This is a genomic window from Streptomyces sp. DSM 40868 (assembly GCF_011820545.1).
GTDB lineage: Bacteria > Actinomycetota > Actinomycetes > Streptomycetales > Streptomycetaceae > Streptomyces > Streptomyces eurythermus.
In genome coordinates, this window is record NZ_CP050504.1 from 3,566,908 (window position 1) to 3,589,652 (window position 22,745).

At 71.6% G+C, this 22,745-nt stretch carries 25 protein-coding genes, 1 tRNA gene and 1 riboswitch; of the genes, 11 read left to right on the plus strand and 15 right to left on the minus strand.

Annotation, left to right across the window (positions count from 1 at the left end):
* Positions 1-127 precede the first annotated feature (127 nt).
* Positions 128-580 carry a membrane protein gene (locus HB370_RS16085; RefSeq protein ID WP_030782669.1) on the plus strand — a complete coding sequence of 151 codons (453 nt, stop codon included), beginning with the start codon at positions 128-130 and terminating at the stop codon, positions 578-580.
* Between the two features lie 51 nt (positions 581-631).
* Here the strand turns inward: HB370_RS16085 and HB370_RS16090 are convergent, their stop codons facing one another.
* Both HB370_RS16090 and HB370_RS16095 read right to left on the minus strand, forming a co-directional pair.
* On the minus strand, positions 632-2,170 hold the full coding sequence (locus HB370_RS16090) for an MFS transporter (RefSeq protein ID WP_030782672.1): 1,539 nt from the start codon (positions 2,168-2,170) through the stop codon (positions 632-634).
* A gap of 62 nt (positions 2,171-2,232) precedes the next feature.
* The gene (locus tag HB370_RS16095) at positions 2,233-3,546 is read right to left on the minus strand and encodes a DUF445 domain-containing protein (protein WP_244405538.1); all 1,314 of its coding nucleotides are present in this window, start codon (positions 3,544-3,546) and stop codon (positions 2,233-2,235) included.
* Positions 3,547-3,686: 140 nt separating this feature from the next.
* On the opposite strand from HB370_RS16095, the gene rdgB reads away from it, so the two are divergent.
* Positions 3,687-4,289, plus strand: coding sequence for an RdgB/HAM1 family non-canonical purine NTP pyrophosphatase (gene rdgB, locus HB370_RS16100; RefSeq protein WP_030782678.1), 603 nt, complete (start codon positions 3,687-3,689; stop codon positions 4,287-4,289).
* 4 nt (positions 4,290-4,293) lie between these two features.
* Here rdgB and HB370_RS16105 read toward each other — a convergent pair.
* Positions 4,294-4,380: transfer RNA gene (locus tag HB370_RS16105), tRNA-Leu, on the minus strand.
* 46 nt (positions 4,381-4,426) lie between these two features.
* Entirely contained in the window at positions 4,427-4,894 is a 468-nt protein-coding gene (gene bcp / locus HB370_RS16110; protein WP_030782681.1) for a thioredoxin-dependent thiol peroxidase, read from the minus strand.
* Positions 4,895-4,997: 103 nt separating this feature from the next.
* Here bcp and HB370_RS16115 point away from each other — a divergent pair, with 103 nt between their 5' ends.
* The 3 genes from HB370_RS16115 to HB370_RS16125 all read left to right on the plus strand — a co-directional run bounded on the left by HB370_RS16115 (position 4,998) and on the right by HB370_RS16125 (position 6,182).
* Positions 4,998-5,327, plus strand: coding sequence for a DUF3618 domain-containing protein (locus HB370_RS16115; RefSeq protein ID WP_030782683.1), 330 nt, complete (start codon positions 4,998-5,000; stop codon positions 5,325-5,327).
* 24 nt (positions 5,328-5,351) lie between these two features.
* Positions 5,352-5,708 (plus strand): co-chaperone GroES, encoded by a 357-nt coding sequence (locus HB370_RS16120; protein ID WP_030782686.1) that lies wholly within the window; start codon positions 5,352-5,354, stop codon positions 5,706-5,708.
* Positions 5,709-5,755: 47 nt separating this feature from the next.
* A riboswitch (guanidine-III (ykkC-III) riboswitch) is annotated at positions 5,756-5,827 on the plus strand.
* Positions 5,828-5,861: 34 nt separating this feature from the next.
* On the plus strand, positions 5,862-6,182 hold the full coding sequence (locus HB370_RS16125) for an SMR family transporter (protein WP_030610391.1): 321 nt from the start codon (positions 5,862-5,864) through the stop codon (positions 6,180-6,182).
* Between the two features lie 44 nt (positions 6,183-6,226).
* Here the strand turns inward: HB370_RS16125 and HB370_RS16130 are convergent, their stop codons facing one another.
* Positions 6,227-8,641 carry a transglycosylase domain-containing protein gene (locus HB370_RS16130; protein ID WP_051815684.1) on the minus strand — a complete coding sequence of 805 codons (2,415 nt, stop codon included), beginning with the start codon at positions 8,639-8,641 and terminating at the stop codon, positions 6,227-6,229.
* Positions 8,642-10,101: 1,460 nt separating this feature from the next.
* Here HB370_RS16130 and HB370_RS16135 point away from each other — a divergent pair.
* From HB370_RS16135 to HB370_RS16145, 3 genes are read left to right on the plus strand one after another with little or no spacing between them, the layout of a single operon-like run.
* Positions 10,102-10,902 (plus strand): ABC-2 family transporter protein, encoded by an 801-nt coding sequence (locus tag HB370_RS16135; protein ID WP_030782691.1) that lies wholly within the window; start codon positions 10,102-10,104, stop codon positions 10,900-10,902.
* Between the two features lie 52 nt (positions 10,903-10,954).
* Positions 10,955-11,719 carry an ABC transporter permease gene (locus HB370_RS16140; RefSeq protein ID WP_030782693.1) on the plus strand — a complete coding sequence of 255 codons (765 nt, stop codon included), beginning with the start codon at positions 10,955-10,957 and terminating at the stop codon, positions 11,717-11,719.
* Position 11,720: 1 nt separating this feature from the next.
* A complete protein-coding gene (locus tag HB370_RS16145; RefSeq protein ID WP_051815666.1) occupies positions 11,721-12,683 on the plus strand; it encodes an ATP-binding cassette domain-containing protein in 963 nt (320 codons plus the stop codon).
* Between the two features lie 12 nt (positions 12,684-12,695).
* On the opposite strand, the gene HB370_RS16150 is transcribed toward HB370_RS16145, so the two are convergent.
* The 3 genes from HB370_RS16150 to HB370_RS16160 all read right to left on the minus strand — a co-directional run bounded on the left by HB370_RS16150 (position 12,696) and on the right by HB370_RS16160 (position 14,293).
* Complete coding sequence (locus HB370_RS16150; RefSeq protein WP_030782699.1) at positions 12,696-13,109, minus strand: hypothetical protein; 414 nt, start codon at positions 13,107-13,109, stop codon at positions 12,696-12,698.
* 137 nt (positions 13,110-13,246) lie between these two features.
* Positions 13,247-13,981 (minus strand): ribonuclease PH, encoded by a 735-nt coding sequence (gene rph, locus HB370_RS16155; protein WP_030782702.1) that lies wholly within the window; start codon positions 13,979-13,981, stop codon positions 13,247-13,249.
* Between the two features lie 78 nt (positions 13,982-14,059).
* Positions 14,060-14,293 (minus strand): PTS glucose/sucrose transporter subunit IIB, encoded by a 234-nt coding sequence (locus HB370_RS16160; protein WP_030782705.1) that lies wholly within the window; start codon positions 14,291-14,293, stop codon positions 14,060-14,062.
* A 155-nt stretch (positions 14,294-14,448) separates the two neighbouring features.
* Here HB370_RS16160 and HB370_RS16165 point away from each other — a divergent pair, with 155 nt between their 5' ends.
* Together HB370_RS16165 and HB370_RS16170 are read left to right on the plus strand one after the other, a co-directional pair.
* Complete coding sequence (locus tag HB370_RS16165; protein ID WP_030782708.1) at positions 14,449-15,735, plus strand: PTS transporter subunit EIIC; 1,287 nt, start codon at positions 14,449-14,451, stop codon at positions 15,733-15,735.
* A 177-nt stretch (positions 15,736-15,912) separates the two neighbouring features.
* The gene (locus HB370_RS16170) at positions 15,913-17,175 is read left to right on the plus strand and encodes a PTS transporter subunit EIIC (protein WP_030782711.1); all 1,263 of its coding nucleotides are present in this window, start codon (positions 15,913-15,915) and stop codon (positions 17,173-17,175) included.
* A 58-nt stretch (positions 17,176-17,233) separates the two neighbouring features.
* Here the strand turns inward: HB370_RS16170 and HB370_RS16175 are convergent, their stop codons facing one another.
* Positions 17,234-17,986, minus strand: a complete 753-nt coding sequence (locus HB370_RS16175; protein ID WP_030782714.1) for an MBL fold metallo-hydrolase — start codon at positions 17,984-17,986, stop codon at positions 17,234-17,236.
* 238 nt (positions 17,987-18,224) lie between these two features.
* Here HB370_RS16175 and HB370_RS16180 point away from each other — a divergent pair, with 238 nt between their 5' ends.
* Complete coding sequence (locus HB370_RS16180; protein WP_030782717.1) at positions 18,225-18,683, plus strand: type II toxin-antitoxin system PemK/MazF family toxin; 459 nt, start codon at positions 18,225-18,227, stop codon at positions 18,681-18,683.
* Here HB370_RS16180 and HB370_RS16185 read toward each other — a convergent pair.
* The 6 genes from HB370_RS16185 to HB370_RS16205 form a co-directional block, all read right to left on the minus strand.
* Positions 18,680-19,141, minus strand: coding sequence for a hypothetical protein (locus HB370_RS16185; RefSeq protein ID WP_030782720.1), 462 nt, complete (start codon positions 19,139-19,141; stop codon positions 18,680-18,682). The two genes, HB370_RS16180 and HB370_RS16185, sit on opposite strands and share 4 nt — an antisense overlap.
* An 89-nt stretch (positions 19,142-19,230) precedes the next feature.
* Positions 19,231-20,181 carry a cysteine synthase gene (locus HB370_RS16190; protein ID WP_030782723.1) on the minus strand — a complete coding sequence of 317 codons (951 nt, stop codon included), beginning with the start codon at positions 20,179-20,181 and terminating at the stop codon, positions 19,231-19,233.
* A 17-nt stretch (positions 20,182-20,198) separates the two neighbouring features.
* Positions 20,199-20,477 (minus strand): MoaD/ThiS family protein, encoded by a 279-nt coding sequence (locus tag HB370_RS16195; RefSeq protein WP_030782727.1) that lies wholly within the window; start codon positions 20,475-20,477, stop codon positions 20,199-20,201.
* 95 nt (positions 20,478-20,572) lie between these two features.
* A complete protein-coding gene (locus HB370_RS42680) occupies positions 20,573-20,668 on the minus strand; it encodes a putative leader peptide (RefSeq protein ID WP_342447365.1) in 96 nt (31 codons plus the stop codon).
* Between the two features lie 79 nt (positions 20,669-20,747).
* On the minus strand, positions 20,748-21,170 hold the full coding sequence (locus HB370_RS16200; protein ID WP_030782731.1) for a M67 family metallopeptidase: 423 nt from the start codon (positions 21,168-21,170) through the stop codon (positions 20,748-20,750).
* Between the two features lie 146 nt (positions 21,171-21,316).
* Positions 21,317-22,744: an amino acid permease gene (locus tag HB370_RS16205; protein WP_030782734.1), complete on the minus strand. Its 1,428-nt coding sequence runs from the start codon at positions 22,742-22,744 to the stop codon at positions 21,317-21,319.
* Position 22,745: the final 1 nt, after the last annotated feature.

A 22,745-nucleotide genomic window follows, 5' to 3' on the forward strand; every position in this document is an offset into this window, starting at 1 on the left:
TGTCGCCAACCCTCGCCGAGCAGGTCCGACATGGCGAGCACGGCCTCTGCCACCGGTGGCGGGAATCCGTTGGGAGGTGGCAATCGCGCCGCTTCTCCGCGCTTCCGACCCGCCCTAGCGTCGCCCCGTGACCAAGTTCCTCCTCGCCGTGCATGTCATCGCCGCGATCCTCGCCGTCGGGCCCGTCGCCGTCGCCGCCAGCATGTTCCCGCCCGCCGCCCGCCGGGCCCTGGCCGCCGGCCCCGGCACCGACGACCTCGGGGCGCCGCGCCTGCTGCACCGCATCTGCCGCGTCTACGCCGTCATCGGCGTCGTCGTCCCGGTCTTCGGCTTCGCCACCGCGAGCGAGATGGGCGTGCTCGGCAGCCCCTGGCTGATCGTGTCCGTCGCGCTGACCGCCCTGGCCGCCCTGGTCCTGGCCGCGGTGATCCTCCCGGCCCAGACCGCCCTGCTCGAAGCCGGCAGCGGCACCCGGAACCCCACCGCCCGTCTCGCCATGGCCACCGGCCTCTTCAACCTGCTCTGGGCCGCCGTCACCGTCCTGATGATCGTCCGGCCGGGCTCCACCACCGGCGCCTGAGAGCCGGCCCCAGCCGTCCCCCGGCGACCCCGGCGCCCCGGCACCGTACGCTCACGGCCTGCTCGCCGCCGGCGGGGCCGAGGGACCGCCGCCCCGCGAACCCGGCCGCGCCGCCGCCTTGGCCCGGCTCGCCACCGCCGTCAGCGGGCGGGCGATGTCCTCCAGGGAACGGCGTTCGGCCCGTACCGCCAGGAACACCGCGACCAGGCCGGCCGCGCACATCAGCGCCGCGCCGATGGAGAAGGCCAGGACCGTGTCCCGGACCCGGCCGGTGCCCGTGAGGTCGGCGAACAGCAGCGGGCCGCTGATGCCGCCGGCCGCCGTGCCGATCGCGTAGAAGAAGGCGATGGACATGGCGCGGGTCTCCATCGGGAAGATCTCCGACACCGTCAGATAGGCGCTGGAGGCGCCCGCCGAGGCGAAGAACAGCACCGCGCACCAGCAGGCGGTGAGCGTGGCCGCGGTCAGCGCGCCCCGGTCGAACAGCCAGGCCGTGCCGAACAGCAGCAGGCCCGACAGCAGGTAGGTCGAGGAGATCATCACGCGCCGGCCGACCGTGTCGAAGAGCTTGCCGAGCAGCAGCGGGCCGCAGAAGTTGCCGGCCGCGATCACCGCGAAGTAGTAGCCGGTGCGGTCGGAGGGCACGTCGTAGAACTTGGTCAGGATGGCGCCGAAGCCGAAGGTGATGGCGTTGTACAGGAACGCCTGGCCGATGAAGAGGGAGAAGCCGAGGACCGCGCGCCTGCGGTAGCGGCCGAAGACGGTGCGGGCGATCTCCAGGAAGGAGACGCTCTTGCGCTGGTGGATCTCCAGCTCGCCCTCGGCGTCCGGCAGCCGTTCGCCGCGCTCGGCCTCCACCCGGCGTTCGATGCCGGAGACGATCTCCTCGGCCTCCCGGTCCCGGCCGTGGATCAGCAGCCAGCGCGGGCTCTCCGGGACGTGCCGCCGTACCAGCAGGATGACCAGCGCGAGGACGGCGCCGAGTGCGAAGGTCAGCCGCCAGCCGAGGTTCGCGGCCAGCAGGTCGGTGTTCAGCGCGACGATCGACAGCAGGGAGCCGCCGACCGCGCCCAGCCAGAAGCTGCCGTTGATGACCAGGTCGACCCGGCCGCGGTAGGCCGCCGGGATCAGCTCGTCGATCGCGGAGTTGATCGCCGCGTACTCTCCGCCGATGCCGAAGCCGGTCAGGAAGCGGAACAGGAAGAACCACCAGGCCTGCCAGGAGAAGGCGGTCAGGGCGGTCGCGGCCAGATACACCGCCAGGGTGATCATGAAGAGGTTCCGGCGGCCGAACCGGTCGGTCAGCCGGCCCCAGAACAGGGCTCCGGAGCAGGCGCCCGCGACGTAGAGCGCGGCGGCGACGCCGGTGACCTGCCCGGAGGAGATCGCCAGGCCGCTGCCGGACTCCGACAGCCGGCCGGCGATGTTGCCGACGACCGTGACCTCCAGGCCGTCCAGGATCCATACGGTGCCCAGCCCGATCACAATGGTCCAGTGCCAGCGGGACCAGGGCAGCCGGTCCAGCCGGGCGGGGATGTTCGTGGTGATCGTCCGGCCGGTCCGCGCGGTCGGCGTCTCCGCTTCGCTCATGGGCTCCCTCCTCGTCGAAGGACGGAAAAGCGGGTGCCCCGACCGCACCGGAACAGTCCCGGTCAGGCTCCCAGGCCGCGCGAGACCGCGTAGATCAGCAGCCCCGCGAGGGATCCCACCACCGTGCCATTGATCCGGATGAACTGCAGGTCGCGGCCGATGTGGGCCTCGATCTTGCGGGTGGTGTGCTCGGCGTCCCAGCCGGCCACGGTGTCCGTGATCAGCGAGGTGATCTCCTTGCGGTACGTCGTCACGACGTGCACCGCGGCGCCCTCCACCCAGGCGTCGACCTTGCCCTGCATCTTCTCCTCGGTGGCCATCCGGGCGCCCAGGGACAGCAGCGCGGACCGCACCCGGCGGCGCAGTTCGCTGCGCTCGTCCTCCGCCGCGGCCACGATCATCGACCGTACGGCCGTCCAGGCGGACGCGATCAGGTCCTGCACCTCGCCGCGGCCCAGCACCTCGGTCTTGAGCCGCTCCACCCGCGCCCGGGTGTCGGTGTCGGACTGGAGGTCGCCGGCGAAGTCGGTGAGGAAGCGGTCCAGCGCGCCGCGCGCCGGGTGCGAGGGCATGTCCCGCATCTCGGTGACGAACCGCAGCAGCTCCTTGTAGACGCGCTCGCCGACCTTGCGGTCCACGAACCGGGGGGTCCAGCCGGGCGCGCCGCCCTCGACGGCCACCATCACGTCGGCCCGGTGCAGCTCCAGCCAGTCGTGGGCGCGGGACACCACCAGGTCCACCACCCGCCGGTGCCCGCCGTCGGCGACGACCTTCTCCAGCATCTTGCCGATGCCCGGCGCGATCTCCTGGGCGTCGGCCCTCCGGGTGACCGCCTCGCCGACGACCGCCTGCACGTCGGAGTCGCGCAGCACGGTCAGGGCGCCGCGCAGGGCGGTGGCCAGTTCCGCCGTCACCCGGTCGGCGTGCTCGGGTTCGGCCAGCCAGGCGCCGAGCCGGCTGCCGATGCCGACCGCGCGCAGCCGCTGCCGTACGACGTCCTCGGAGAGGAAGTTCTCCCCTACGAACTCGCCCAGCGAGACGCCCAGCTGGTCCTTCTTGGTGGGGATGATCGCGGTGTGCGGGATGGGCAGCCCGAGCGGGTGCCGGAACAGGGCGGTGACCGCGAACCAGTCGGCGAGCGCGCCCACCATGCCGGCCTCGGCCGCCGCCGCCACATAGCCGGCCCAGGCACCGGCGCCCGCGTGCTCGGCGACCTTGGCCAGGACGTAGACCACCGCGACGAACAGCAGCAGGCCCGTCGCCGTGAGCTTCATGCGCCGCACCCCGCGCCGGCGCTCCTCGTCGGCCGGGGTGAACGCCGTCATGGTGCGGTACGACGCGGCCCGCGCCGGTGTGCTCGTCTCGGTACGTTCCATCAGCTCCACCCGTTCGGTGATCCCCGCGCACAATTGTCCCCGCCTGTCCGACTCCCGGACCAGAACAGGAGTTCCCCGGCGCCGCGAGGTGAGTGCGGGGCGGACGAGGGGGTGGCCGGACGGAGAGGAATACTGTCGGCATGACCCGCTTGATCCTCGCCACCCGCAACGCCGGAAAGATCACCGAGCTGAGGGCGATCCTCGCCGAGGCCGGACTGCCGCACGAACTGGTCGGCGCCGACGCCTTCCCCGAGGTCCCCGACGTGAAGGAGACCGGAGTCACCTTCGCCGAGAACGCCCTGCTGAAGGCGCACGCCCTGGCCCGGGCCACCGGACTGCCGGCCGTCGCCGACGACTCCGGGCTGTGCGTGGACGTCCTGGGCGGCGCCCCCGGCATCTTCTCCGCCCGCTGGGCCGGCCGGCACGGCGACGACGAGGCCAACCTCAGGCTGCTGCTCGCCCAGCTCTCCGACATCGCCGAGGAGCACCGCGCGGCCCACTTCGCCTGCGCGGCGGCCCTGGCGCTGCCGGACGGCACCGAGCGGGTGGTGGAGGGGCAGCTGCGCGGCACGCTGCGGCACGCCCCGGCCGGCACGAACGGCTTCGGCTACGACCCGATCCTCCAGCCGGAGGGCGAGACGCGGACGTGCGCGGAGCTGAGCCCCGAGGAGAAGAACGCCATCAGCCACCGGGGCAAGGCGTTCCGGGCCCTCGTCCCCGTGGTGCGGGAACTGCTGGGCTGATCTCTGGTGCGGCCGGAGGGACTCGAACCCTCACGGGAGTTACCCCACTGGGACCTAAACCCAGCGTGACTGCCAATTCCACCACGGCCGCCTGGTGCTGCCCGGCCATGCTAGCGGCCGGGCAGTGCCCGGGGACGTCAGATGCCCAGTTCCTTGATGATCTTGGCCACGTGGCCGGTCGCCTTGACGTTGTACAGGGCGCGTTCGACCTTGCCGTCCTCGTCCACGACCACCGTGGAGCGGATGACGCCGACGACCGTCTTGCCGTAGAGCTTCTTCTCGCCGAAGGCGCCGTACGCCTCCAGCACCTTCTTGTCGGGGTCGGCCAGCAGGGTGACCTTCAGGGATTCCTGCTCACGGAACTTCGCGAGTTTCTCCGGCTTGTCCGGCGAGATGCCGATGACGTCGTAGCCGGCGGAGGCCAGGACCTCCAGGTTGTCGGTGAAGTCGCAGGCCTGCTTGGTGCAGCCGGGGGTCAGGGCGGCCGGGTAGAAGTAGACGATGACCTTGCGGCCCTTGTGGTCCGAAAGGGACACCTCGTTGCCGTCGGCGTCGGGGAGGGTGAAGGCGGGGGCAACGTCCCCGGGCTGGAGTCGCTCGCTCATCGCACTAGCGTAACCGGGGGCCCTTGCGGTGCGGTGCGGCCATGAGCTGACAGACTGTTGGTCAAAGCAGCAGCAGATTTCGGCAGACTTCGGAGGCCGTACGGTGGCGGACACGTCGGACACCAGAACCCCGGCGCAGATCGAGGCGGACATCAGGCGCCGCCGCGAAGTGCTGGCCGAGACGCTCGACGAGATCGGGGTGCGGGTGCATCCGAAGACCGTCGTCGGGGACGCGAAGGCCAAGGTCGTCGCGAACGTCGATCACACGGTCGGACGGGCGTACGTGCAGGTCAACCGCGTCGTGAGCGAAGTGAAGGCGCGGTTCACGGACGAGGAGGGGGCGCCCCGTCTGGAGCGGGTGGTGCCCGTGGCGATGGTCGTCGTGGGGGTCGTGGGGCTGCTCGCCCTGGGGGCCCGGCGGCGCAGGGACTGACCGGGAACAGGTAGGTTTCGACGCGTGAGCGCCAACAGAAACGAGCAGAGCACTCCCCACGACAAGCTGCCCATCCGGATGCTGCACGACCGGGTTCTCGTGCGGCAGGAGACCGGTGAGGGCGAGCGGCGGTCGGGCGGCGGCATCCTGATTCCCGCCACCGCGGCCGTCGGGCGGCGGCTGGCCTGGGCCGAGGTCGTCGCGGTCGGCCAGAACGTACGCACGGTGGAACCCGGCGACCGGGTGCTGTTCGACCCGGAGGACCGGGCGGAGGTCGAGGTGCGGGGCGTGGCCTACGTCCTCATGCGCGAGCGTGACCTGCACGCCGTCGCCGCGGACCGGTTCGAGGGGTCGGAGGACTCCACGGGGCTGTACCTGTAGCACACGGCAGCGAGAGGGCCGGTGACCATCGTCACCGGCCCTCTTTGCCGTGCCCTTGCTAGGTTGGAGGGAACCCGACGAGACGCGCCGTACCGGGTCCAAGGCAAAGACGACGCACCCCCAGGAAGAGTCATTCGTCTCGGAGGTGCCGTCATGGCCTGGATCCTGCTCGTCGTCGCCGGTCTGCTGGAAGTCGCCTGGTCGATCGGGATGAAGTACAGCGAGGGTTTCACCCGACTGGTCCCGAGCCTGTTCACCGGCGCCGGCATCGTCGCCAGCATGGTCCTGCTGTCCTACGCCGCGAAGTCCCTGCCCATCGGCACGGCCTACGGCGTCTGGGTGGGCATCGGCGCGGCCGGCGCGGCGGTGCTCGGCATGGTGGTGCTCGGCGAGCCGGTCACCGCCGCCCGGATCTTCTTCGTGTGTCTGCTGCTGGTCGCCGTGGTGGGACTGAAGGCGACCAGCGGTCACTGAGCCGCCGGGGCCCCGGCCCGTCATGGGGCCGGGGCCTCGCGTCTCTACAGGCCGGGGCCGCCCCCGGCGCCGCCGTCCGTGGCCGTGGTGCCACCCGCGTCGGTGCCCCCGCCCGGCGTGCCGCCGCCGGTGGCCGTCCCGCCGCCGGGGGTGCCGCCGCCGGTGGTGGCGGTGCCGCCGCCGTCCGTGGCCGGTCCGCCGCCGGTCGTCGTGGTCCCGCCCGTGGTGGGTGTGCCGCCGGTGGCCGTGCCGCCGGTCGCGGGGGCCCCGCCGCCGGTGCTCTGACCGCCGTCGGCGGGCGCGCCCGTGGTGGCGCCGTCGGTCGGGGTGGCGGACGGGCCGCCGGTGTCCTGGCCGCCGTCGGTGGTGGTGCCGCCGGTGTCCTGGCCGCCGTCCGTGCCGGGCTCGGCCGTGCCCGAGGTGGCCGGGGGCTCCTCGACCCGGTCGGCGCCCTGCTGGAGCCGCAGGTCGAAGTCCTTGACCGGCTTGCCCTCCAGCGCGTCCCGCGTGTACTGCGCCCAGATCTCGGTGGGCGCGCCGCCACCGTTGATACGGGCCAGGCCGAGCGCGCCGTACAGCGGCTGGTGCTTCGCCGTCACCGGGTCCTGGCCCATGACCGCGACCACCGTGGCCAGCTCGGGGGTGTAGCCGGCGAACCAGGCGGCGGTGTCGTGCTCGGCGGTGCCGGTCTTGCCGACCGCCGGACGGCCCGCGGCCTGCGCGGCGGTGGCGGTACCGCTCTCGACCACGCTCCGCAGCACCGAGGTGGTGGTGTCGGCGGCCTCCCGGCTGACGGCCTGCTTCACGTTCCGCTCGGGCAGCTTGATCTCGTCCTGGCCGTTCTTGGTGATCGTCTTGACCAGGCTGTACGTGCCGTGCTTGCCGTGGTTGGCGAGGGTGGCGTAGGCCTCGGCCATGTCCAGGACGCTGGCGGTGGCGGTACCGAGGGCGATGGACGGGTACGGCTGGAGGTCGGGGGTGTCGGAGGGCAGACCGAGATCGACCGCGGTCTGCTTGACCTTGGCGGGCCCGACATCGACGGCCATCTGCGCGTACACCGAGTTCACCGACAGGTCGGTGGCCTTGCGCACGGTGATCGGACCGTACGACCGCTGGTCCTCGTTCTCGGGACCGTAGGCGCCGCCGCTCCAGCCCTGGACGGGACGCCGATTGGTGCCGTCGTAGACCGTGTTCGGGGTGATGGCGCGGCCGTCCTGGGTGGTGGACCCGTTCTCCACCGCCGAGGTGAACACGAACGGCTTGAACGTCGAGCCGACCTGGAAGTCACCGCGGGTCGCGCCGTTGGTGTACTGCTTCACGTAGTCGATGCCGCCGTACAGGGCGACGACCTCGCCGGTCTTGGGGTCGACGGAGGCGCCGCCGGCCCGGACGTAGGTGTCGACCTTGTTGTTCTTCTTGTCCAGCTTGCTCATCAGCTGGTCGTCGACCGCCTTGACGAAGGCGTCCTGCCGGTCCTTCTGGATGGTGGTGGTGATGCGGTAGCCGCCGGCCTCCAGCTGTTCGGCCGTGAGAATCTTGTTGGTGACCAGGTACTGCCTGACCGCCTCGACGAGGTAGCCACGCTGCCCGGACAGACCCGTGGAGAGAACCTGTTCCTTGGGCATGGGGAACTTCATGCCGGTGCGCTCGGCCTGGCTGAGCCAGCCCTTCTTGACCATGCCGTCCAGGACGTAGTTCCAGCGCGCGACGGCCGCCTTCCGGTTCTCCGGGTGGGCCACGACGTCGTACTCGCTCGGCGCGTTGACGAGCGCGGCGAGGTAGGCGGCGCGGGCCGGGTCGAGGTCGGTGGCGTCACGGCTGTAGTAGGCCTGGGCGGCGGCCTGGATGCCGTAAGCGCCGCGGCCGAAGTAGCTGGTGTTGAGGTAGCCCTCCAGGATCTCGTCCTTGGACTTGTTCTGGTCGAGCTTGATCGAGATGAAGAACTCCTTGGCCTTGCGGGTGACCGTCTGCTCCTGGGCCAGGTAGTAGTTCTTCACGTACTGCTGGGTGATCGTCGAGCCGGACTGCTTGCCCTTGCCGGTCGCGGTGTTCCAGGCGGCGCGGATCATCGCCTTGGGGTCGACGGCGGACTCGGAGTAGAAGTCGCGGTCCTCGGCGGCCAGGATGGCGTGCTGGGCGTCCTTCGAGATCTCGGCGAGACTGACGTTCTCGCGGTTGACCTGGCTGTCACGTGTGTCGCGGGCGATCTGGGATCCGTCGGCGTAGAGGTAGACGTTCGCCTGCTTGGTCGCGAACGCGTTGGCCGGCGGGATGTTCACCATCGAGTAGCCGACGAAGAACACGCCGATGATCAGCAGCACGAAGACGAAGCAGGTGCCGAGCACCATGCGCCAGGTCGGCAGCAGCCGCCGCCAGCCGGTCCGCTTCGGCCGCTTGCCCTTCTTGGCGTTCTTGGCCTTCTTGCCGGAGGGTGCGTCACCGTCGGTGGCGGCGAGCACGGTGGTCTCGGCTTCGGGAGCGCCCGGTGAGCCCGGGTTGGCCGGGTTGCCTGCCGGCGGGGGTGCGGAACCGGTGCGGGGGCCGGGTACGGCGCGGGTGGCCTCGGGGCCGCGGGCCTTGGCTCCGGGAACACCGGCACCGGTGCCGGCACCGGCCGCGGACGCCGACGCGGCACCGGCGAGCCCGGCGGCCTCGGCGCCCTGGGCCCCGGCGGCGGCACCGGCCCCGGCCGCTCCGGCGGCGCCCGCCGCGCGGGCGGCCCGGGCGGCGCGGGCGGCGGCCGGGGAGGAGGTACCGGTGGTGCTCGTGGTGCCGGCCGCGGGCCCGGCACCGGCGGACTCGGCGCCCTGAGCACCGGCACCGGCGGACGCGGCACCGGCGCGCTTGCTGCCCTGGGTGCCGGGCGCCTGCGCGGAACGCTTCCCGGCGCCCGGCTCCGCCGGGGAGGAGGACGGGGTCTTCGTACCGGGTGCGTCCGGCTCGCCCGCGCGGGGCGCGCTCACGCGCCGCAGCACCTGGGTGGTCTCGGGGGCCTGCCCGGCACCGGCACCGGCACCACGGGCGGCACCGCCCGCCGGACCGGCGCCCTTCCCACCGCCACGCGGCCCGCCGGCGGCCGAAGCGGCGCCGGCCCCGGGCTCGCTGCCCTGCCGTCCGCCGGACCGGTCCGCGGACCCGGGGCCCTCGGCGGACCTGGGCGGGGTGATGCGCCGCAGTATCTGGGTGCTCTCGGACGGCTGGGCCGGCCCGGCACCGGCCGGTCCGCCCGCCTTCCGGGCGCCGGCGCCGTCGGCGGAGTCCGCGCCCCCCTTCTGGTCGGCGCGGGCACCGCGCGCCGCCTGCCGGGCGCGCGCCACGGACGCCGTCCGGTCCTGCGGCGTACCGTCCTGCGGCGCCCGGCCCGCGGCCGGGGCGCCGTCGGCGGACTGCCCGTCCGGCCGCCCGGAGCGCTCCGGGCCGAAGTCGTCGCGGTCCGGCGTGCCCGGACCCTTACGGGCACCCCCGGCACCCGCGGCACCACCGGTGCCGTCGGTGCCCCCAGCGCCCCGGACACCGCCGGGCCGGCCGGCGCGCTGCCGTCCGGTTCCCTCGGTGCCGCCGGTCCCGCGCGCCCCCTCGGGGCGTCGAGGCCGGTCGGTGTGCTGTTCGGCGGCCTTCTCCTCGTGGCCCCCCGGCTTCCCGGGCCCTTCAGCCGGCAGCGGCTTTTCCGGCGCCACGCCTTCGTTCGGCTGCTGCGGCTGCGGCTCGTCGCTCATGTCGTGCACGGACTCCTGTTTCGCGTCGTACGTTCCCGTACGCCTCGTACGCTTCTGCGCTCCCCCTGCTTGAAGACTCTCGCACCTGGCGTTCCGTTCCCGGATTCCGGCACGGTTCCGGCGGAAAACGCGTGGCCGGCCGCCGGGTCGCCGGACTAGGCTCCTGCGCTTCGGTGTCGAGTGGTCCGAGGAGGTCGACTGGCGTGGGCGCGGGACGGTTGTACACGGCTGTCGCGGCAGGGGGGTTCCGACGGTACGCGACCTACCGTGCCGCCACTGCGGCAGGGGTGTTCACGAACACCGTCTTCGGCCTCATTCTCGTCTACACCTACCAGGCGCTGTGGAGCGAGCGGCCCCATCTCGGCGGCTACGACCAGGCGCAGGCGGTGACCTACGTCTGGCTGGGGCAGGCCTTCCTGTCGACGCTGGCCATCGGGGGCGGCGGGGTCGAGGACGAGCTGATGGAGCGGATCCGCACCGGGGACGTGGCGATCGACCTGTACCGGCCGGCCGACCTCCAGCTGTGGTGGCTGGCGGCGGATCTCGGCCGGGCGCTCTTCCAGTTGCTGGGCCGGGGCGTCGTACCGTTCGTGTTCGGCGCGCTGTGCTTCCCGGTGGCGCTGCCGGCCGACGCGGGCAGGTGGGCGGCGTTCCTGGTGGCCGTGGTCCTCGCGATGCTGGTCGGGTTCGGCATCCGGTACCTGGTGGCGCTGAGCGCGTTCTGGCTGCTGGACGGCACCGGGGTCACGCAGATGGGGTGGCTGCTCGGCTACTTCTGCTCGGGCATGCTGCTGCCGCTGAACGTGATCCCGGGTGCCCTCGGCGAGATCGTCCGGGTGCTGCCCTGGTCGTCGCTGCTGCAGGCCCCGGCGGACATCCTGCTGGGGCACGCCGACCCGCTGCCCACCTATCTGTTCCAGGGCGCCTGGGCGGTCGTGCTGCTGGGTGCCGGGCGGCTGGCGCAGTCGGCGGCCACGCGCCGGGTGGTGGTGCAGGGTGGCTGAGGGGCGGGCCCGGATCACCGAGGGCGTACGGGCGTACGGGCTGATCGCGGGGATGTGGGTGCGGTCCACGATGGCCTACCGCGCGTCCTTCGCCATGACCACGTTCGGGAACTTCGCGGCGACCTTCCTCGACTTCGTCGCGATCATGCTGATGTTCTCCCGGGTGGACGCGCTCGGCGGCTACCCGCTGCCCGAGGTGGCGTTCCTGTACGGGCTGTCGGCGACCTCCTTCGGCCTGGCGGACCTGCTGATCGGCTCGATGGAGCGGCTGGGCCGGCGGGTACGGGACGGCACCCTGGACACGCTGCTGGTCCGCCCGGCGCCGGTGCTGGCGCAGCTGGCCGCCGACCGGTTCGCGCTCCGGCGGCTGGGCCGGGTGACGCAGGGCGCGCTGGTGCTGGGCTGGTCGCTGACCCGGGTGGACATCGACTGGACGGCGGACCGGCTGCTGCTGATGCCGCTGATGGTGGCGGGCGGCTGCGGGATCTTCTGCGCGGTGTTCGTGGCGGGGGCCGCGTTCCAGTTCCTGGCGCAGGACGCCTCGGAGGTGCAGAACGCCTTCACCTACGGCGGGACGACGCTGCTGCAGTACCCGCCGACGGTGTTCGCGAAGGAGCTGGTGCGCGGGGTGACGTTCGTGCTGCCGCTGGCCTTCGTCAACTGGCTGCCCGCGACCTATGTGCTGGGCCGGCCGTATCCGCTGGACCTGCCGCGGTGGACCGCGTTCGCCTCGCCGCTGGTGGCGGTGGCGTGCTGCGCGCTCGCGGGACTGGCCTGGCGGGCGGGACTTCGTTCGTATCGCAGCACAGGGAGCTGACGTGGGTGACTTCATCACGCTGGAGAACGTCGAGAAGGTCTTCCAGGTGCGCCGCAGGACCGGGCTGTGGCGGCGGGAGCGGCGCGAGGTGCGGGCGGTGGACTCGCTGTCGTTCACCGTGGCCCGCGGGGAGATGGTCGGGTACATCGGGCCGAACGGCGCCGGGAAGTCGACCACCGTGAAGATGCTGACCGGGATCCTGACGCCGAGCGCCGGGCGGCTGCGGGTCGCGGGGATCGACCCGGCGCGGGAGCGGACCCGCCTGGCGCACCGGATCGGGGTGGTGTTCGGGCAGCGGACCACGCTGTGGTGGGACCTGCCGCTGATCGACTCCTACCGGTTGGCGCACCGCATGTACCGCATCCCGGACGCCCGTTACCGGCAGAATCTGGACCGGCTGGTGGAACTGCTGGATCTGGGCGCCCTGTTGGACGTGCCGGTGCGGCAGCTGTCGCTGGGGCAGCGGATGCGCGGGGACATCGCGGCGGCCCTGCTGCACGACCCGGACGTGCTGTACCTGGACGAGCCGACGATCGGCCTGGACGTCGTGTCGAAGGCCAAGGTGCGGGAGTTCCTGCGGGAGGTGAACTCCGAGCGCGGCACGACCGTGCTGCTGACCACGCACGATCTGCAGGACATCGAGCAGCTGTGCTCCCGGGTGATGGTGATCGACCACGGCCGGCTGGTGTACGACGGCCCGCTCGCGGGGCTGCACGAGGCCGGGGAGAGCGAGCGGACGCTGGTGGTGGACCTGGAGCGGGAGCTGCCGCCGGTCGAGGTGCCGTCGGCCCGGGTGGTGCGGGTGGAGGGGCCGCGGCAGTGGCTGGCGTTCCCGGCGGGGCAGTCGGCGGCACCGCTCCTCGCGCACCTGGCGGCCCGCTATCCCCTGGTGGACCTGTCGGTGCGGGAGCCGGACATCGAGGCGGTCATCGCCAGGATGTACGCGGAGAGAACGGCGCCGTAGCCCGTCGGCGTACTAGGAAGTGCACACCTTGGTCAGTTCGCCGGCCGCGTCCGTCACCGGGCTCACGTCCGGTGTCCCGTCGCCGTTCCTGATCGCCGTACGGACGTTGTCCACGGCCTTGCCGAGATCGTCCACGGCCTTGTCGACGTCGGCGTCGTCGGTCTTGTCGCCGATCCGGCGGAGGTTCTTCTCGATGGAGTCGAGCGAGGCGTCGGCCCGGGAGGGGTCGTTCGCGGCGTTCTCCACGGCCTGCTGGAGATCGGTGACGCTGTCGGCGATGGCGTCGGCGGTCTGTACGCAGTCCAGTGCCTTGTCCACGGCGTCACAGCCGGTGGTCAGGCCGGCGGTGAGCACGACGGCGGCCACCGTGGCGGCGACGACGGCGACCCGGGCCCGGCGTGGGCGTGGGCGTCGGCTGGCGGGCATGGCGGGTTCCCTCCCCTGGGACGGCTGGCCGGGCGCACGACGGTCGAGGCCGCGCGCCCGTACCCACAGGGACGCCACCGGGCCCCGGCGGGTTGCCGACGGAAGCCGGCGAGTGGCCGACGGCCCCCTTGGGCCCGTCAGGCGCGCGTCGACTCCAGGGCCGCCCGCTGGATCGCGGCCAGTTCGGTGCAGCCGCCGACGGCGAGGTCGAGCAGGGCGTTCAGCTCGTCGCGGGCGAAGGGCTCGGCCTCGGCGGTGCCCTGGACCTCGACGAAGCGGCCGTCGCCGGTGCAGACGACGTTCATGTCCGTGTCGGCGCGCACGTCCTCCTCGTAGCAGAGGTCGAGCAGCGGGACGCCGCCGACGATGCCGACGGAGACGGCGCTGACGGTGCCGGTGAGCGGCTGCCGGCCGGCCTTGACCAGCTTCTTGCCCTGGGCCCAGGCGACGGCGTCGGCCAGGGCCACGTACGCGCCGGTGATGGCCGCCGTGCGGGTGCCGCCGTCGGCCTGGAGGACGTCGCAGTCGAGGACGACGGTGTTCTCGCCGAGCGCCTTGTAGTCGATGACGGCGCGCAGGGAGCGGCCGATGAGCCGGGAGATCTCATGGGTTCGGCCGCCGATCCTGCCCTTGACGGACTCGCGGTCGCCGCGGGTGTTGGTGGCGCGGGGCAGCATGGCGTACTCCGCGGTGACCCAGCCCTCGCCGCTGCCCTTGCGCCAGCGCGGGACCCCTTCGGTGACGGAGGCGGTGCAGAAGACCTTGGTGTCGCCGAAGGAGATGAGGACGGAGCCCTCGGCGTGCTTGCTCCAACCGCGTTCGATGGTGACCGGGCGGAGCTGTTCGGGCGTACGGCCGTCGATGCGAGACATGCCGCCGAGCCTAGCCGCAGCAGCCGAAGGGGCTTCTCCCGCGTCGGGAGAAGCCCCTTCAGGGTGAACCGGTGCGGTTCACATCATGTCTTCGATCTCCGCGGCGATCGGGTCGGCGTCGGTGCCGATGACGACCTGGATGGCGGTGCCCATCTTCACCACGCCGTGGGCGCCGGCGGCCTTCAGCGCGGCCTCGTCGACCAGGCTCGGGTCGGACACCTCGGTGCGCAGCCGGGTGATGCAGCCCTCGATCTCTTCGATGTTGTCGATGCCACCGAGCCCGGCGACGATCTTCTCAGCCTTGCTGGCCATATTCCTTCTCCCTGCTCCGAACCGCTTGGTCGCAGTAACCCACAGTTGGCCCATCTTCGCGAGCGGTCGTGCCGTCCGTGCCCAATGATGGCGATCACAACAGCGGAACCGTCCGCCGACTGGTCTACACCACCGTGGGGAAGGTCGCCAAACCCATGAGCGCCGAGAGCACGGCCGGTCCCGTCCGGGCCCGCTGGAACGGCCTGTTCCAGGGGTTGCAGAAGATGGGCCGCAGTCTCCAGCTGCCCATCGCCGTGCTGCCGGCGGCGGGCATCCTGAACCGGCTGGGCCAGCCGGACCTGTTCGGCGCGGACGGCCTGGGCTGGACGGACGTCTCCAAGGTGATGAGCGGGGCGGGCGGCGCCCTGCTGGACGGGCAGCTCGGGCTGCCGCTGCTGTTCTGCGTGGGCGTCGCGATCGGCATGGCGAAGAAGGCGGACGGCTCGACCGCGCTCGCGGCGGTGACCGGTTTCCTCGTCTACTACGGCGTGCTCCGGCAGTTCCCCGAGGCGTGCCCGGCGGGCGCGAAGGTGGTGACGACCGGCTGCCAGGCGGCGAGCGGCACGGTGACCGCGTTCACCTACCAGAACCCGGGTGTCTTCGGCGGCATCGTCATGGGCCTGCTGGCGGCCTTCTTCTGGGCCCGCTACCACCGCACCCGCCTGGTGGACTGGCTGGGCTTCTTCAACGGCCGCCGGCTGGTGCCGATCATCATGGCGTTCACGGCGATCGTGGTCGCGGTGGTGTGCCTGCTGGTCTGGCCGGCCATCGGGGGCGCCCTGGAGGGCTTCAGCGGGTGGCTGCGGGACGCGGGCGCCTGGGGTGCGGGCGTCTTCGGGGTGGCCAACCGGGCGCTGCTGGTGGTGGGGCTGCACCAGTTCCTCAACGTGCCGATCTGGTTCCAGTTCGGCAGCTACACCAAGCCCGACGGCACGGTGGTGCACGGCGACATCAACATGTTCCTCCAGGGGGACCCGAACGCCGGGCAGTTCACCTCGGGCTTCTTCCCGGTCATGATGTTCGCGCTGCCGGCCGCCGCGCTGGCCATCACGCACTGCGCGCGGCCGGAGCGGCGCAAGGAGACCGGCGGGCTGATGCTGTCGGTGGCGCTGACCTCGTTCGTGACCGGCATCACCGAACCGCTGGAGTACTCGTTCCTGTTCGTCGCGCCGGCCCTGTACGCCGTGCACGCCGTGCTCACCGGGGTGTCGATGGCGGTGACCTGGGCGCTCGGGGTGCACGACGGGTTCAGTTTCTCGGCGGGGCTGATCGACTACGTGATCAACTGGAACCTGGCGACGCGGCCCTGGGCGATCATCCCGATCGGCCTGTGCCTCGCGGCCGTCTACTACGTCGTCTTCCGCGTCGCGATCACCCGGTTCGGCCTGCGGACACCGGGGCGGGAGCCGGCGGAGGAGGTGGAGGACGTCACCAAGGTCTGAGGCCGTGTCAGCGCGGGTGCGGGGCGCACAGCGCGTAGCGCCCCGGTCGCGGAATCACGGGTTCCTTACGCCGCCTTCATCGTGCTACAACAGGTCTACACCACAGGTGGTGTAGACCAGAGACGCTGCCGTCCCCTTCCATGGTTCCCGGGCGGCGCCCTGCCCGATGGAGGAAGTATGACCACCGCCACCGAGTCGGCGGCCCCGGCCAAGAAGCCGGCCAAGAAGAAGGGGGCGGGCCTGCTCCAGGGCCTGCAGAAGGTCGGCCGCAGCCTACAGCTCCCGATCGCCGTCCTGCCGGCGGCGGGCATCATGGTCCGGCTCGGCCAGGACGACATCTTCGGCAAGGACGGCCTGGGCTGGGACAAGGTCGCGACCGTCTTCAACGCCGCGGGCGGTGCCATCACCGGCAGCCTCCCCATCCTGTTCTGCATCGGTGTGGCCATCGGCTTCGCCAAGAAGGCGGACGGTTCGACGGCACTCGCCGCGCTGGTCGGCTTCCTCGTCTACGACAAGGTGCTGCAGGCCTTCCCGGTGACCGAGGAGCACATCGAGAAGGGGAAGATCGTCGCGGCGACGTACAACAACCCCGGGGTGCTCGGCGGCATCATCATGGGTCTGCTCGCCGCCGTCATATGGCAGCGGTTCCACCGCACCAAGCTGGTGGACTGGCTCGGCTTCTTCAACGGCCGCCGGCTGGTGCCGATCATCATGGCGTTCGTCGGCGCCCTGGTCGGCGTGCTCTTCAGCCTCGTCTGGGAGCCCATCGGTGACGGCATCACCAGCTTCGGCGAGTGGATGACCGGCCTCGGCGCCGGTGGCGCGGCCCTGTTCGGCCTGGTCAACCGCGCTCTGATCCCCGTCGGCATGCACCAGTTCGTCAACACCGTGGCGTGGTTCCAGCTCGGCGACTTCAAGAACGCCTCCGGTGAGATCGTGCACGGCGACATCACCCGCTTCCTCGCGGGCGACTCCTCCGCCGGCCTCTTCCAGACCGGCTTCTTCCCGATCATGATGTTCGGTCTGCCGGCCGCCGCGATCGCCATCGCGCACTGCGCCCGCCCCGAGCGCCGCAAGGCCGTGATGGGCATGATGGTCTCCCTGGCGCTGACCTCCTTCGTGACCGGTGTGACCGAGCCCATCGAGTTCACCTTCATGTTCATCGCCCCGGTCCTCTACGTCATCCACGCGGTGCTGACGGCCGTGTCCATGGCGGTCACCTGGGGGCTGGGCGTCCACGCGGGCTTCAACTTCTCGGCCGGCGCGATCGACTACCTGCTGAACTGGAACCTGGCGACCAAGCCGTGGCTGATCATCCCGGTCGGCCTGGTGTTCGCGGTGATCTACTACGCGGTCTTCCGGTTCGCGATCGTCAAGTTCGACTTGAAGACCCCGGGCCGCGAGCCCGAGGAGGAGGTCGAGGACCTCACCAAGGCGTGAGCGAGGCGTGGGAAAGGCCCCGGAGCCATGGCTCCGGGGCCTTTTCGCGTGCCCGGCGTCAGATCTCGTACGTGTGGCGCGGCACGGCCAGCTCCACCGGTCCGGGGAACACCTCGCGCGCGTGCCGCAGGTTGACCTGGGGGTCGGTCCACGGCGGGATGTGGGTGAGGACCAGTCGGCGGGCGCCCGCGCGGGCCGCCGTCTCGCCCGCCTCGCGGCCGTTGAGGTGCAGGTCGGGGATGCTCTCCTTGCCGTGCGTGAACGCGGCCTCGCACAGGAACAGATCGGTGTCCCGGGCCAGCTCGTCCAGCGCCTCGGTGACCCCCGTGTCGCCGGAGTACGTCAGCGACTTCCCGCCGTGTTCGACGCGGATGCCGTAGGCCTCCACGGGGTGTCGGACCCGCTCGGTGTGCACGGTGAAGGGGCCGATCTCGAAGGTGGAGGGCTTCACCGTGTGGAAGTCGAAGACCTCGCTCATGGAGGAGGCGGAGGGGGTGTCCGCGTAGGCCGTGGTCAGGCGGTGTTCGGTGCCCTCGGGACCGTAGACCGGCAGGGGGGCGCACCGGCCGCCCTCGTGGCGGTAGTAGCGGGCCACGAAGTACGCGCACATGTCGATGCAGTGATCGGCGTGCAGATGGCTGAGGAAGATCGCGTCGAGGTCGTAGAGACCGCAGTGGCGCTGCAGCTCGCCCAGGGCGCCGTTGCCCATGTCGAGAAGCAGCCGGAAGCCGTCGGCCTCGACGAGGTAGCTCGAACAGGCCGATTCCGCGGACGGGAACGACCCCGAGCAGCCGACGACGGTGAGCTTCATGAAGCAGAAACCTCCGTTGGCGGAAAAAGCGGTGGGCAGGATGGCGGAGCCGCTCGGATGAGGGCTGTCGGGGGTCGTGCGGTCCGTCGAGCGTAAGGCGCGAGGGCGCGGGTCGCTCCTCCGCCAGGGGCCGTTGTGGGCGAACTCACCTGTGCTGTCACCGGTTCGGCTGGACCGGGGGCGCACCGGGTTCCCAGGAGGGCGCGCGATGTGCGGCGCGCGCCGGTAACGTCGTCGTATGGACACGTCCTGGTGGCTGGCGCTCGCGGCGGTGGTGCTGCTCGCGCTGGTGGCCACGCTCGTCGACGGCTGGGGCCGGGGCCGCCGGCCCGCCGGGCGGCGCCTCAGGCCCCCGGGCCGGGCGGGCGCGCGCTCCGGGCACGCGCCGCGGCCGTCGCCCGGGGACATCTGGTGGGCGCACGTCCCGTTCGAGGACCGGCCGGGGCACAAGGACCGGCCCTGCCTGGTGCTGGCCGTGCGCGGCGACCGGGCCACGGTCGCGAAGATCACCAGCAGGTACCACGACGAGCGCAGCGGGGTGATCCCGCTGCCGCCCGGCGCGGTCGGCGACGCCCAGGGCCGCCCCAGCTTCCTGGAGACCGACGAGCTGCGCGAGGTCCCGGTGGACGGCTTCCGCCGCCGGGTGGGCGTGGTCGACCCGGTCCTGTGGGACCAGGTACGGCACCTGGCCGGTTAGCCGACCCGGACGGTGACCGTCCACTCCTCGACGCCCTTGCAGGAGACCTGGTCCGGCGCGGTGGGCTCGGGACACCGGGGGCGGGACGAGCTGAGCCTCACCGTGCCGGCGGCCACCGCGCGGTAGGCGGCCGTGGCGTCGCCCGGCTGGAGGACGAGCCCCGCGTTGATCGCCTCCAGTCCGCTGCCGCTCACGGTGACCGGCTTCCAGGGGCGGGCCCTGGAGCCGTCCAGGGTGAGCCGGAGCTCGCCGCCCTCGGCCACACAGACGGTGCGGTCCTGGTCGGCGACCGTCAGGTTCGCGTGACCGGTGCAGTCGCCGGCGTTCCGGCCGGCCGACGGCGCGCCGGTGCCGGACGGCGCCGGCGCCCGGCCGCCGCTCCCGGTGTCCTGCTGCGAGCCGCAGCCGGCCAGGAGCAGCGCGGCCGCCGTGAGGACGAGGGGCGTGGTACGGCGCATGGAGTCCGCCTTTCCGCAGGAGTACTGGTGCGGATGTGACGTACCACCGGCGCGTCCGGATCCCGCCAGGTCCTGTCTGACGACAGGGCCTACGCCCAGAGCTGTCCCTGGAGGGTGGCGATCGCTTCCTCGGTGGTGGCCGCCGTGTAGACGCCCGTGGACAGGTACTTCCAGCCGCCGTCGGCCACGATGAAGACGATGTCGGCGCTCTCGCCCGCCTTGACGGCCTTGTTCCCGACGCCGATCGCCGCGTGCAGGGCGGCGCCGGTGGAGACGCCCGCGAAGATGCCCTCCTGCTGGAGGAGTTCGCGGGTGCGGGTGACCGCGTCGGCCGAGCCGACCGAGAAGCGGGTGGTGAGCACGGAGGCGTCGTACAGCTCGGGGACGAAGCCCTCGTCGAGGTTGCGCAGTCCGTAGACCAGGTCGTCGTAGCGCGGTTCGGCGGCGACGATCCGCACGTCCGGCTTGTGCTCGCGCAGATAGCGGCCGACGCCCATCAGGGTGCCGGTGGTGCCGAGGCCCGCCACGAAGTGGGTGACCGAGGGCAGGTCGGCGAGGATCTCCGGGCCGGTGGTCGCGTAGTGGGCGCCCGCGTTGTCCGGGTTGCCGTACTGGTAGAGCATCACCCAGTCGGGGTGCTCGGCGGCCAGCTCCTTGGCCACGCGCACCGCGGTGTTGGAGCCGCCGGCGGCCGGCGAGGAGATGATCTCGGCGCCCCACATGCCGAGCAGGTCCCGGCGTTCCTGCGAGGTGTTCTCCGGCATCACGCACACCATCCGGTAGCCCTTGAGCTTGGCGGCCATGGCGAGGGAGATGCCGGTGTTGCCGGAGGTGGGTTCGAGGATCGTGCAGCCGGGGGTGAGCCGGCCGTCCTTCTCCGCCTGCTCGATCATGTGCAGCGCGGGGCGGTCCTTGACCGAGCCGGTGGGGTTGCGGTCCTCCAGCTTGGCCCAGATCCGCACGTCGGGGGACGGCGACAGCCGCGGCAGGCGCACCAGGGGGGTGTTGCCCACCGCGGCCAGCGGGGAGTCGTAGCGCATCGCTGCTCGGGAGCCGATCAGCGCATGCCGCCGGCCACGGCCGGCAGGATCGTGATGTTGTCGCCGTCGGACAGCTTGGTCTTGATGCCGTCCAGGAAGCGGACGTCCTCGTCGTTCAGGTACACGTTGACGAAGCGGCGCAGCTCGCCGCCGTCCACCAGGCGGGCCTGGATGCCGGCGTGCCGGGTCTCGAGGTCGGCGAACAGGTCGGCGAGGGTGTCGCCGTTGCCCTCCACCGCCTTCTGGCCGTCGGTGTACTGGCGGAGGATGGTCGGGATGCGGACCTCGATGGCCATGGCTCAGGGCTCCTGTCGGAAGGTGTCGTCGGTTCGGTCAGGCGCGCGGCGGCGGCCCGCCGCGGCCCAGGGCCGTACGGCGGCAGCGGCGCGGGTCAACAGAGGGCGCTGTTCAGCCTGCACAGGTCGACGTGCAGCCGCGCCACGAGCAGCGTGCCCGGCGCCCTGTCGCCCACGTCGAGAAGAACCATGGGCTCATCGTATCGATTCCCGGCCCGCGGCCCGGAGTGTGATTCCGCATGCCGGACGGATATCGTCCGGTGGGCGAGATCAGTAGTCCGTCACGACCCTGACCTCCTCCTCGGTGACCTGGCCGTCCACGATCCGGAAGGAGCGGAACTGGAAGTCGCCGAGGCCGTCGGTGTCGGCGGTGGAGACCAGGACGTAGTGGGCGCCGGGTTCGTTGGCGTAGGAGATGTCGGTGCGCGAGGGGTATGCCTCGGTGGCGGTGTGGGAGTGGTAGATGACCACCGGCTCCTCGTCGCGGTCGTCCATCTCGCGGTAGAGCTTGAGGAGATCGCCGGAGTCGAACTCGTAGAAGGTGGGCGACATCGCCGCGTTCAGCATGGGGATGAAGCGCTCGGGGCGGTCCGAGCCCGCCGGGCCCGCCACCACGCCGCACGCCTCGTCGGGGTGGTCCTCGCGCGCGTGGGCGACGATCTGGTCGTACAGGGCCTGGGTGATGGTCAGCATGGGGGTCAGGATAAGCAGAGGGCCGCTCCGTACCGAGGGGTGGTACGGAACGGCCCACATGCCGGACGTCCTGAGCGGCGGCCGACGGGGGCGCCACGAGAGCTCCCGGCGGCCGGACGTCCCTTTCCGGAAGGTCCGGGGTCCTCTCAGCGCTTGCGGAAGGCCGCTGCCTCCGGGTTGCGGCGCCGGAGCACCAGATAGGCGACGGCGAGGACCAGGCCCCACACCGGCGCGCAGTACAGCGAGACCCGGGCGTCCTTGTCGATGCCCATCAGCACGATCACCATGCCGATGAAGGCGAGCGCGATCACGCTGGTCCACGGCGCGCCCGGGGCGCGGAACTCCGAGCGGGGCAGCTCGCCGCGGTCGGCCTTGGCCCGGTAGCGGATCTGGCAGATCAGGATGACGATCCAGGCCCACATGCCGGAGATGGTCGCGAAGGAGACCACGTAGTCGAACGCCTTGCCCGGCCACTGGTAGTTGATCCAGACGCCGACCAGCATCAGCGCGGCGGAGAACGTGGTGCCGATCAGCGGGGTACCGCTCGACGTCAGCTTGGTGAACGCCTTGGGACCCTGGCTGTTGAGCGCCAGGTCGCGCAGCATGCGGCCGGTGGAGTACATGCCGGAGTTGCAGGACGACAGCGCGGCGGTGAGCACGACGAAGTTGACGATGCCCGCGCCGGCCGGGAGGCCCATCTTCTCGAAGGCGACCACGAAGGGGCTGTTGCCCGCGCTGAAGCTGGTCCACGGCACGACCGAGAGGATCATGATCAGCGCGCCGACGTAGAAGACGGCGATGCGCCACGGCACGGTGTTGATCGCCTTGGGCAGCACGGTCTTGGGGTCCTTGGACTCGCCCGCGGTCACACCGACCAGCTCGACGGCGAGGAAGGCGAACATCACCATCTGCAGGGTCATCAGCGTGTCGTCGATGCCGTGCGGGAAGAAGCCGCCCTGGTTCCACAGGTGGGCGACGGAGGCGGTGTCGCCGGCGTCGGAGAAGCCGAGGGTGAGGATGCCGGCGCAGATCAGGATCATGCCGATGATGGCGGTGACCTTGACCATGGAGAACCAGAACTCCAGTTCGCCGAAGAGCTTCACGGAGATCAGGTTGGCGCCGTAGAGGATGACGGTGAACACCAGGGCCGACAGCCATTGCGGGATGTCGGTCCAGTACGTGATGTATTTCGCCGCGGCGGTGACCTCGGTGATGCCCGTGACCACCCAGAACAGCCAGTACGTCCAGCCGGTCACGAATCCGGCGAACGGGCCGATGAACTCCCGCGCGTAATCGGAGAACGAACCCGACACGGGGCGGTACATCAGCAGTTCGCCGAGTGCCCGCATGATCATGAAGATGATGAGGCCCGCGACGGCGTACGCCAGGATCAGGCTCGGGCCGGCCTTGGAAATGCCCTTGCCCGCGCCGAGGAACAGGCCGGTGCCGATGGCCCCGCCGATGGCGATCATCTGGATCTGCCGGGCTCCGAGCCCGCGCTGATACCCCTCGCCGCCCTCGGCCCCCGCGGCCTCATTGCCGTCGCGATGCTGATCGACCTGCGCTGAGGTCATG

Bases quoted from the DNA above. Each gene is read 5' to 3' on its own strand.
- HB370_RS16190 (WP_030782723.1), bottom strand. From the start codon at position 20,181: ATGCGCTACGACTCCCCGCTGGCCGCGGTGGGCAACACCCCCCTGGTG.
- HB370_RS16170 (WP_030782711.1), top strand. From the start codon at position 15,913: ATGACCACCGCCACCGAGTCGGCGGCCCCGGCCAAGAAGCCGGCCAAG.
- HB370_RS16125 (WP_030610391.1), top strand. From the start codon at position 5,862: ATGGCCTGGATCCTGCTCGTCGTCGCCGGTCTGCTGGAAGTCGCCTGG.
- HB370_RS16090 (WP_030782672.1), bottom strand. From the start codon at position 2,170: ATGAGCGAAGCGGAGACGCCGACCGCGCGGACCGGCCGGACGATCACC.
- HB370_RS16160 (WP_030782705.1), bottom strand. From the start codon at position 14,293: ATGGCCAGCAAGGCTGAGAAGATCGTCGCCGGGCTCGGTGGCATCGAC.
- HB370_RS16185 (WP_030782720.1), bottom strand. From the start codon at position 19,141: ATGCGCCGTACCACGCCCCTCGTCCTCACGGCGGCCGCGCTGCTCCTG.
- bcp (WP_030782681.1), bottom strand. From the start codon at position 4,894: ATGAGCGAGCGACTCCAGCCCGGGGACGTTGCCCCCGCCTTCACCCTC.
- HB370_RS16095 (WP_244405538.1), bottom strand. From the start codon at position 3,546: ATGGAACGTACCGAGACGAGCACACCGGCGCGGGCCGCGTCGTACCGC.
- HB370_RS16200 (WP_030782731.1), bottom strand. From the start codon at position 21,170: ATGCTGACCATCACCCAGGCCCTGTACGACCAGATCGTCGCCCACGCG.
- rdgB (WP_030782678.1), top strand. From the start codon at position 3,687: ATGACCCGCTTGATCCTCGCCACCCGCAACGCCGGAAAGATCACCGAG.
- HB370_RS16140 (WP_030782693.1), top strand. From the start codon at position 10,955: ATGTGGGTGCGGTCCACGATGGCCTACCGCGCGTCCTTCGCCATGACC.
- HB370_RS16180 (WP_030782717.1), top strand. From the start codon at position 18,225: ATGGACACGTCCTGGTGGCTGGCGCTCGCGGCGGTGGTGCTGCTCGCG.
- HB370_RS16195 (WP_030782727.1), bottom strand. From the start codon at position 20,477: ATGGCCATCGAGGTCCGCATCCCGACCATCCTCCGCCAGTACACCGAC.
- rph (WP_030782702.1), bottom strand. From the start codon at position 13,981: ATGTCTCGCATCGACGGCCGTACGCCCGAACAGCTCCGCCCGGTCACC.
- HB370_RS16175 (WP_030782714.1), bottom strand. From the start codon at position 17,986: ATGAAGCTCACCGTCGTCGGCTGCTCGGGGTCGTTCCCGTCCGCGGAA.
- HB370_RS42680 (WP_342447365.1), bottom strand. From the start codon at position 20,668: ATGGTTCTTCTCGACGTGGGCGACAGGGCGCCGGGCACGCTGCTCGTG.
- HB370_RS16150 (WP_030782699.1), bottom strand. From the start codon at position 13,109: ATGCCCGCCAGCCGACGCCCACGCCCACGCCGGGCCCGGGTCGCCGTC.
- HB370_RS16205 (WP_030782734.1), bottom strand. From the start codon at position 22,744: ATGACCTCAGCGCAGGTCGATCAGCATCGCGACGGCAATGAGGCCGCG.
- HB370_RS16165 (WP_030782708.1), top strand. From the start codon at position 14,449: ATGAGCGCCGAGAGCACGGCCGGTCCCGTCCGGGCCCGCTGGAACGGC.